General features: G+C 72.4%; 8 protein-coding genes. 3 read left to right on the plus strand and 5 right to left on the minus strand.

Annotated elements, in window-relative coordinates:
• A partial coding sequence (locus FJ108_16950; protein ID MBM4337577.1) for a hypothetical protein occupies window positions 1-1,281 on the minus strand: 1,281 nt, incomplete at its 3' end.
• A gap of 72 nt (window positions 1,282-1,353) precedes the next feature.
• Between FJ108_16950 and FJ108_16955 the strand changes: the two genes are divergently transcribed.
• The 3 genes from FJ108_16955 to FJ108_16965 are packed head-to-tail and all read left to right on the plus strand — an operon-like array spanning window position 1,354 to window position 4,721.
• Entirely contained in the window at window positions 1,354-2,781 is a 1,428-nt protein-coding gene (locus FJ108_16955; GenBank protein MBM4337578.1) for an amidase, read from the plus strand.
• 9 nt (window positions 2,782-2,790) lie between these two features.
• Window positions 2,791-3,996 carry a beta-ketoacyl-[acyl-carrier-protein] synthase family protein gene (locus FJ108_16960; GenBank protein MBM4337579.1) on the plus strand — a complete coding sequence of 402 codons (1,206 nt, stop codon included), beginning with the start codon at window positions 2,791-2,793 and terminating at the stop codon, window positions 3,994-3,996.
• Window positions 3,678-4,721, plus strand: a complete 1,044-nt coding sequence (locus FJ108_16965) for a beta-ketoacyl synthase chain length factor (protein MBM4337580.1) — start codon at window positions 3,678-3,680, stop codon at window positions 4,719-4,721. Before FJ108_16960 ends, FJ108_16965 begins: the two co-directional genes overlap by 319 nt.
• Before the next feature lie 8 nt (window positions 4,722-4,729).
• Here the strand turns inward: FJ108_16965 and FJ108_16970 are convergent, their stop codons facing one another.
• The 4 genes from FJ108_16970 to FJ108_16985 are packed head-to-tail and all read right to left on the minus strand — an operon-like array spanning window position 4,730 to window position 8,342.
• On the minus strand, window positions 4,730-5,434 hold the full coding sequence (locus FJ108_16970; GenBank protein MBM4337581.1) for a hypothetical protein: 705 nt from the start codon (window positions 5,432-5,434) through the stop codon (window positions 4,730-4,732).
• Window positions 5,435-5,470: 36 nt separating this feature from the next.
• Window positions 5,471-6,283, minus strand: a complete 813-nt coding sequence (gene fabG / locus FJ108_16975) for a 3-oxoacyl-ACP reductase FabG (protein ID MBM4337582.1) — start codon at window positions 6,281-6,283, stop codon at window positions 5,471-5,473.
• A complete protein-coding gene (locus tag FJ108_16980; GenBank protein MBM4337583.1) occupies window positions 6,280-6,738 on the minus strand; it encodes a hypothetical protein in 459 nt (152 codons plus the stop codon). Before FJ108_16980 ends, fabG begins: the two co-directional genes overlap by 4 nt.
• Complete coding sequence (locus FJ108_16985; protein ID MBM4337584.1) at window positions 6,735-8,342, minus strand: hypothetical protein; 1,608 nt, start codon at window positions 8,340-8,342, stop codon at window positions 6,735-6,737. The genes FJ108_16980 and FJ108_16985 overlap by 4 nt, the downstream gene beginning before the upstream one ends.
• Between the last annotated feature and the right edge of the window lie 136 nt (window positions 8,343-8,478).

Here is an 8,478-nt window from a genome sequence, read left to right on the forward strand (position 1 = left end):
GGGGAAGGCGTTGCGCAGCAGGTAGGTGTTGTCGGAGTGCTCGTCGTGCACGACGCGCGAGATCATCACGTCGCCGACCTGGCCGTTCAGCGTCGCGGCCTTGCCCATCACGTACAGGCCGAGAAGCGGGCCCGCGCCCAGTCCCAGACGCGAGAGCAGGTGGTACGCCGCGAGCCCGAGCGGATAGTCGATGTTGATGATCCGCGCGTTGCTCGCGCGCAGCCACTCGAGTCCGGGCATGCGCAGGCGCGGGTCGAGCCGGTCGGATCGGAGCCGCGAGAGCTCGATCACCTGCGCCTGGACGTCGATCTGCGCCGAGTCCCCGGCGCTCGAGATGCCCGACTCCGCATCCCAGCTCTGCACGCGTTCGAGCGCGTCGGGATGCGCGTGCACGTAGCCGCGAAGCGCGAAGTACAGCAGGTTCGGCGCCGTCGCAGAATCGCTTGCGAGCATCTGCTCGAGCTCGCTCGGCGACTGCGAAGGCGAATCGCGCCGCGCGGCCTCGAGAAGCTCCTCGCGGTGGGCCAGCGCGTAGCCGCCGAGCAGATTCGCCAGTGAGTGCGTGTTCGACGAGACGAAATAGACAGGCGGGCGCGGCAAAGGTGACTCGCGCAGGTAGACCTGCTCGATGTCGCGCCACCAGTCGTCCGCGGCGCGCTGATACGCGGAGAACGAGCCGGCCAGAAGTCGCACGCGCAGATCCAGCCTGCGCGCGGCGATCGCCTCGAGCGCGGCATCCGGATCCGCGCCCAGCGCCTCGCGCAGGCGCAGGAAATCGCCGCCGGAGAGCCCGAGCGCGCTTGCGTACTCCGGCGCCTTGATCGCGGCCCCCGCCGCAGCGATCCGCTCGTGCATCTTGTTCCACTCGATCTGGTACGCGGTCAGGATCGGCACCAGATCGTCGATGTCCGAGGTGCTCGCGACGTAGGCCGCGAGCGTCCCGGTGCCGTTCCAGCGCAGCAGCCGCCGGCGGCCGCGCGTGCGAACCCGGGTCCAGCTCCGCGCCGGGAATCCGAACGCGGCGTAGGTCTCGTCGCTCTGACCCAGCACGACGCGCGACACGCCCGGCATGCACTCCGGCAGGCGCACCGCCGCGTAGCCGAAGGCGCCGACGTCGACCGCGGGCTCGCGCGCGCCGAGGTGGAGGCTCGAGTTCGAGAACGAGTGCGCCTCCTCGAACGCGCGCACCCGGACCTCCCCGGAGCTGCGCAGCAACGAGTAGACCGTGCGCAGGTACAGGTCGATCTCGTTGGTCGAGGTATCGGGTTTCTGCCGTTCCATGCCTCTTCCCGATCGGAGTGCGCGGGAATCTACCAAAGGCTCCCGAAAGCTCCCGCGTGTATGATGCGGCGCATGAAGGACTACGAGTCGTACGACGCGCTGGGTCTGGCGGAGCTCTTGCGCAAGGGGGAGACGAGCGCGGAGGAGCTTCTCGATGACGCCCTGTCGCGGGTCGAGTCGCGCAACCCGCAGCTCAACGCCGTGAACTTCGTCTGGGCGGACCACGCGCGCGCGGCGATCCGCGCCGGCCTGCCGGAGGGGCCGTTTCGCGGCGTGCCGTTCCTGCTGAAGGACCTGCACGCGCAGGTCGCGGGCATGCGGCTCACGTTCGGCTCGCGACTCTTCGCGAACTTCGTGTCCGAGAGCGACAGTGAGATCACGCTTCGCTACCGGCGCGCGGGGCTCGTGATCTTCGGGCGCACCACCTCGCCCGAGTTCGGCCTCACGGCGACCACCGAATCGACGCTCTGGGGCGCGACGCGCAATCCCTGGAACCTCGAGCGCACTTCCGGCGGGTCCTCGGGCGGCGCGTCGGCCGCGGTCGCGGCCGGGATCCTGCCCGCGGCGCACGCGAGCGACGGCGGCGGATCGATCCGCATCCCGGCCTCGTGCTGCGGGCTCTTCGGCATGAAGCCGACACGCGCGCGTGTCCCCTCGGGGCCGCACCAGGGCGAGGGCTGGGGGGGGATGAGCACCGCGCACGCCGTCACGCGTTCGGTTCGCGACAGCGCGGCGCTGCTCGACGCGGCCTGCGGTCCGGACCCGGGCGATCCGTACCACGCGCCCGCGCCCGAGCGGCCCTACCTCGAAGAGGTGACGCGCGCGCCGGGCGTGCTTCGCATCGGCGTGCAGACCGAGACCTACAACGGCGCGCCGACGCACCCGGAGTGCCGCGACGCCGCGCTCTCCGCCGCGAAGCTCTGCGAGTCGCTCGGACACCGCGTCGAGCCGCTGCGGATCGCCGTCGACGCGGCCGCGCTCGGCCGGGCCACGCAGGTCCTGATCGCCGCCAACGTGCAGGCGACCGCCGACGACACGGCCGCCGCGCTCGGCCGCGAGCTCGGCACGGATCTGGTCGAGACGATCACGTTCTTCATGGTGCAGGCGGGGCGTGCGGCGACGGCCGCGGACTACGCGCGCGCGGTCCGCACGATCCACGCCGCCGGACGCGCGGTCGAGCGCCAGCTGCAGGATTACGACGTGGTGCTCTCGCCGACGATGGCGGCCCCGCCGGTGGCGATCGGGGAGCTCGCGCTCTCGAACGCGCCGTCGGCCGAGTACATCTCGCGGCTCCAGGCCGCGACCGGGTTCACGCAGCTCGCCAACGTCACCGGCCAGCCCGCGATGAGCGTGCCGCTCGCGTGGAGCTCCGCAGGGCTGCCGCTCGGCGTGCAGTTCGCGGCGAAGTTCGGCGACGAGGCCACGCTCTTCCGGCTGGCGGGACAGCTGGAGCAGGCCCGACCCTGGCGCGATCGCCGGCCGACGCTCACGGCGCGCTAGACTGCCGCCGTGACGCGCACGCCCTGCTCGCTCGCCGCGCTCGGCCAGGTGAACGCGCTCGGCAAGAGCAACGCCGAGGTCGCGAAGAACCTGTTCGCCGGCGACGGCTCCGGACTGGTGCGGCGCGACGACCTGGTGCCCGGGCGCAGCCTGTTCTTCGGCGAGGTGCGCGATCCGCTGCCCGAGATCCCAGCGCGGCTCGCGCGCTTCGACTGCCGGAACAACCGGCTGGCGCTGGCGGCGCTGGAGCAGATCGGCGCCGAGGTCGAGGCCGCGCTCGCGGCCTTCGGCCGCGCGCGGATCGGCGTCGTGGTCGGAACCAGCACCTCGGGCGTGAGCGACGCCGAGCAGGCGATCGCCGAACGCGAGCGCACGGGTCGGCTCGCCCGAAAGTTCGACTACGCGCAGCTCGAGTTCGGCGGGCTCGCCGGCTTTCTGGCCGAGTGCGTCGGGGCGCGCGGGCCGGCCTACACGCTCTCCACCGCCTGCTCCTCGGGCGCGCGAGCGCTCGCCTCGGCGCGCAGCCTGGTCGCGCTCGGCCTGTGCGACGCCGTGATCTCGGGCGCCTCCGACTCGCTCTGCGGACTCACCGCGAACGGCTTCCATTCGCTCGGGGCGCTCTCCGAAGCCATCACCAATCCGTGTAGCCGCAATCGCGACGGCCTGACGCTCGGCGAGGGCGCGGCGCTCTTCCTGGTCACGCGCGACCCGGGCGGCGTGCAGCTGCTCGGCGTGGGCGAGTCGAGCGAGGCGCACCACATCTCGGCCCCCGACCCGGAAGGCCGGGGCGCCGAGGCGGCGATGCGCGGCGCGCTCGCGGACGCGGGCCTCGCGCCGGCAGAGATCGCCTACCTGAATCTGCACGGAACCGGCACGCCGCAGAACGATCCGATGGAGTGCGCGGCGGTCGCGCGCGTCTTCGGCCGCGAGCTCCCCTGCAGCTCGACGAAGGCGCTCGTCGGTCACGCGCTCGGCGCGGCCGGCGCGATCGAGGCCGCGTTCTGCTGGCTCGCGCTGCGCGAGATCCGCGACGGAGCGCTCCCGCTCCCGCCGCACGTCTTCGACGGCGAGCGCGACCCGGAGCTGGCGGAGATCTCGCTGGTGCCGGGCTCGGCGTCCGCGCGCGTCGGCGCTCGGGCGCGCGTGATGACGAACTCGTTCGGCTTCGGCGGAAGCAACTGCACGCTCGTGCTCGGAACGGACGCGCGGCCGTGAAGGTGTCGCTCTCGCGCTGGGCGGCCTGGGCGCCGGGCCTCGAGACGACCGAGGCCTGGGCCGCCTGGGCGAATGCGCCTGCGGCGATCGGAGCGGAGGGCGTGCCGGACGCGAGCTTCCTGCCGGCCATGCTGCGCCGCCGCTGCACGCCGCTCACCCGCACCATGCTCGCGGCCGCCTTTCGCTGTCTCGAGGCCGAGGAGCTGCCGCGGCTGCGCAGCGTCTTCGCCTCTCGGCACGGCTCGATCAACGAGTCGATCGGGCTGCTCGGAAACGTCGCGCGGGGCGAGAAGCTCTCCCCCGCGGTCTTCAGCCACACCGTGCACAACGCGCAGGCCGCGCTGTTCTCGATCGCCGCGGGCAACACCGCCGCGTCGAGCTCTCTCTCGGCGCAGGAGGACACGTGGCCCTGCGCCTTCGTCGAGGCGCTCTCGATGCTCGAACGCGATCGGGACGCGCCGGTGCTGCTGGTGGTCGGCGACGTCCCGCTCGCCGAGACGTTCGCCCCGCTCGTGGACGAGCCCGCGGTGCCCTACGCGTTCGCGTGTCGGCTCGCCGCCGCCGGGAGCGGACCCGGGATCGAGCTCTCGCTCGCGGAGTCGACCCGGCCGCGAGCGCGCCCGCCCTGGCCGCACGCGCTCGAGTTCCTGCGCTGGTGGCTCTCGGGAGCGCCCGAGCTCGTGCAGGGCGCGCGCTCGACGAGCTTCAGGTTCGCGCGGGCCTAGCAGCGCAGCTAGGGCGGAATCCCGAGCGAGATGCGCCGCTCGCGGCGATAGGCGTTCGCGCGCCGGCCCATCTCGGTGTCGTGCGCCGGGAACAGCCGCGCGAGCAGACGATCGAGCGGCCCCGGACCGTAGAGCCTGAAGTAGAGCTTGCGCACCGCGAAGTCGATCGCCGCGACCGCGGCCATGGCGACCCAGACGATCCAGCCCGTGAAGGCCTGCCAGCTCTCGAGCGGCGCTGCGAACGCGAGCAGCGCGACGACCAGCGCGTTGGCGAGGAAGAGCCAGGCCCAGAGCCGCGTCGAAGTGCGGCAGTACGGCCGGATGAAATCCGGGGCGTAGGGCTGGATCGCGAACGCGACGCGCTCGAAGATCGATTCGCCCTGACGCAGGCTGCGCCAGAAGATCCGCGCGATCGCGAGCTGCACGAAGCCCGGCACGAGCAGCAGGAAGACCCGTTCGCCGCTCGCCGCCGAGGCCGCGACCAGAGCGATCAGCAATAGCGAGTCGGATCGGGCCGGAGAGAGCTCGCGCGGCACCGTCCGGCCGAGCGCGAAGAGCGAGCCCGCGGAGACGAGCAGAAGGCTTGCGGCGAGTGCTCGCACGCCAAAGAGCTCGACGAGCCGGCTGGAGAAGACCGGCCAGACGAAGGCCAGCACGGCCACCGCGACACCCGCGGCCAGCTGCCTCGCGTTCGGGCGCGGCAGCTCAGGCAAGGGAGCCGGAGGCAATCGCGACGCCGACGTCCGCGCTCAAAGCATTCCCCCGTTCACCGAGATCACCTGACCCGTGATGTAGCCCGCGCCGTCGCCGAACAGGTACACCACGAGCGACGCGACCTCTTCCGGCCGGCCGAGCCGCTGCATCGGCACGAGCTTCGCGAGCTCCGCGACCGGCGCGCCGGCGAGCATCTCCGTGTCGACCAGGCCCGGCGCGACGCAGTTCACGGTGATCTCGCGCTTCGCGAGCTCCGCGACCGGCGCGCCGGCGAGCATCTCCGTGTCGACCAGGCCCGGCGCGACGCAGTTCACGGTGATCTCGCGCTTCGCGAGCTCCTGCGCCAGCGATTTGGTCGCGCCGATCAGGCCGGCCTTCGAGGCGGCGTAGTTGACCTGTCCGCGGTTTCCCGCGAGACCCGCGACGGACGAGATCGCGACGATCCGACCGCCGTCGTGCAGCCGCACCAGCGGCATCACCAGCGGCCGCAGCACGTTGTAGAACCCGTCGAGGTTCGTGCGCAGCACGCGGTCCCATGCGTCGCCCGACATCGCGGGAAAGGCCGCGTCCGAGTGGATTCCGGCGGCGAGCACGACGCCCCAGTACGCGCCGTTCGCCCGCACGTCCGCCTCGAGCGCGCTCGCCGCCGCCGCGCGGTCTGCCACGTCGAAGCGCAGCGAGACGGACGCGCGCCCGAGCGCGCGCAGCTCCTTCGCCAGCGACTCCGCCTCGGCGTCGCTCGCGCGATGGCCGAGCGCGAGGTCGAAGCCCGCGCTTGCGAGCCCGAGCGCGATCGCGCGGCCGATGCCGCGGCTCGCGCCCGTGACCAGAACCCGCCGCGCGCTCATGCCCCGGCCCCGCCGGGAATCGCGAGCGCCTCGGAGACGTAGACCGAGAGCGAACCCGTCGCGACGACCTCGGGCCCCGCGCGAAGCCGGCATGCGAACGAAGCGAGCGCGCCTGCGCCGCCGGTGTAGCGCGCCTCGACCTCGAGCGTCTCTCCTGGCGCGAACTCGCGGCGCAGGAGCTCGATGCGCCTGGCGCCGACGAGCATTCCCGGAGAAGGACGCCGTCCGGCGGCTCGCGCCAGCAGGCCGCCGTGCACGGCCACGCACTGCGCCATCCACTCGAGCGCAACCCAGCCGGGCACGTGGCCCTCGGCGTCGCGGAACAGGTCGCTCGCCGCGGGATCGAGCGCGCAGACGGTTTGCGCCTGCGCATGCGAGACCACGCGCTCGAGCAGCAGCATCGGGCCCGAGTGCGGCACGAGCTCGGCCAGCTCCGCGCGCGAGCCGGCGCTCATCGGTGCGGCCGGTCGAGCGCGCTGCGCCCGTCGCGGAAGAAGTCGTACCAGTTGAACCACTGCAGCGGCGACGCGAGACAGTGCGATTCGAACTTGCGCGCCCAGCTCTCGAGCGCCTCGCGCGCGACCTTCTCGCGCTCCGCTCGCGGCACCGCGCCGCCGGCGAAGACCGGCTCGGTCACGGCGAAATAGCGCGCGTCGCCCGTCGAGGTGCAGAGCGAGAGGAACATCGGAGCGCCGAGAACCACCCCGAGCAGGAACGGCGACAGCGGAAACGCGGCGCGCCGGCCCGCGAAGAGCGTCTCGACCGGGCGCTCGCGGCCCCCCGGATGGACTCGATCGGCGAGGATGCCCACGAACTCGCCGCGATCGAGGCAGGCCTTGATGTCGAAGGCGCTGCGGATCGAGCCGGGATCGAGGCGGATCACGCGCACCAGGCTCTCGCCGCCGAGCGACGCGAAGAACGAGGTCACGCGCTCCGAGCGCTCCGTGTACATCAGCACGTTCACGCGCAGGCCGTACTGCTTCGAGATCAGCCGCAGCATGTCGAAGCTGCCCAGGTGCGCGCCGAGCAGGATCGCGCCGCGCCCCTCGCGCGCGAGTGCGAGCAGCGCCTCGCCGCCGCGGTGATCGATCGAGAACGCGTCGACCTCGCCCGCCCAGAGCACCATGCGGTCGAAGATGTTCACTGCGAACGCGTGCATGTGGCGAAGCGTCGTGCGCCAGTCCGGCCGCGCGCGAAGCGCCGCGCGGCCGCCGGGCGTGCTCCACACCGCGTCGAGCCACTCGCGCGAGACGCGGCGCTCCTCTTTCGAGGTCACGAAGAAGTAGCAGGCGATCGGCCAGAGCAGGAATCGCCGCGCGCTCCGTCCCAGCGTTCGGTACAGGAAGCGCACGAAGCGCAGGCCCTGCAGCGTGCCCCGCTCGACCCGACGCGCCCAGGCGGAAGGCTCGTTCACCGCGTGCCCCGCGCTCGCAGCAGCCCCGGCGCCCGCGCGAGCATTCCCAGCCAGAGCCGCGCGTAGGTCGCGCCCATCGCGGGGTAGTCGCGCGCGATGTCGAAGTGCGAGAGCCCGTTGCTCGGGTACGAGACGCGCACGGGAACGTTTCGGACCCGCGCCCCCGCCCAGACACAGCGCACCGCGAACTCCGGGTCGAACTCCATTCGGGGTCCCAGAGGCCCGGCATCGAGCACGCGCAGCGCGAGCCGCAGAGGAACGCCGCGCATGCCGCAGAGCGGATCGTGGATGTCGAGCGAGAGCGTGGCCAGCCAGACCGCGGCACGCGAGAGCTGTCGCGCCCAGATTCGCGCGCGCGGGGCGCTCTCGTCGAACACCGGCAGCCCGAGCACGAGCGCGTCGGGATCCTTCTGCATGGCCTCCAGAAAGGCGGGCACGGCCGCGGCGTCGTGCTGTCCGTCGGCATCCATCTGCAACGCGTGGGTGAAGCCCTGGGAAGCGGCGAGCCGGTAGCCCGACGCGAGCGCGACGCCCTTGCCGGCGTTGCGGGCGAGCCGGTGCAAGCGCACGAACGGAAAGTCGCGCTCGGCTCGCGCGAGCCGCTCCTGCGTCTCGGGCGCGCTGCCGTCGTCCACGACCAGACATGGAAGAGCGTAGAGGCAGTCTCAAAATTGTCTCAGCATGATGCAGATACAGGCGAGTTGGACGAATGCTCGGTAGTTCTGGGCTTTGTACTCCCAGCGGGTGACGACGCGGCGGAAGTTCTGCAGCCAGGCGTTGA

The sequence above is a fragment of the Deltaproteobacteria bacterium genome (assembly GCA_016875225.1).
Taxonomy (GTDB): domain Bacteria; phylum Myxococcota_A; class UBA9160; order SZUA-336; family SZUA-336; genus VGRW01.

Excerpts from the sequence above, each read along its gene's own strand:
- FJ108_16980 (MBM4337583.1), bottom strand. The coding sequence starts at position 6,738 with ATGAGCGCCGGCTCGCGCGCGGAGCTGGCCGAGCTCGTGCCGCACTCG.
- fabG (MBM4337582.1), bottom strand. The coding sequence starts at position 6,283 with ATGAGCGCGCGGCGGGTTCTGGTCACGGGCGCGAGCCGCGGCATCGGC.
- FJ108_16955 (MBM4337578.1), top strand. The coding sequence starts at position 1,354 with ATGAAGGACTACGAGTCGTACGACGCGCTGGGTCTGGCGGAGCTCTTG.
- FJ108_16985 (MBM4337584.1), bottom strand. The coding sequence starts at position 8,342 with ATGTCTGGTCGTGGACGACGGCAGCGCGCCCGAGACGCAGGAGCGGCT.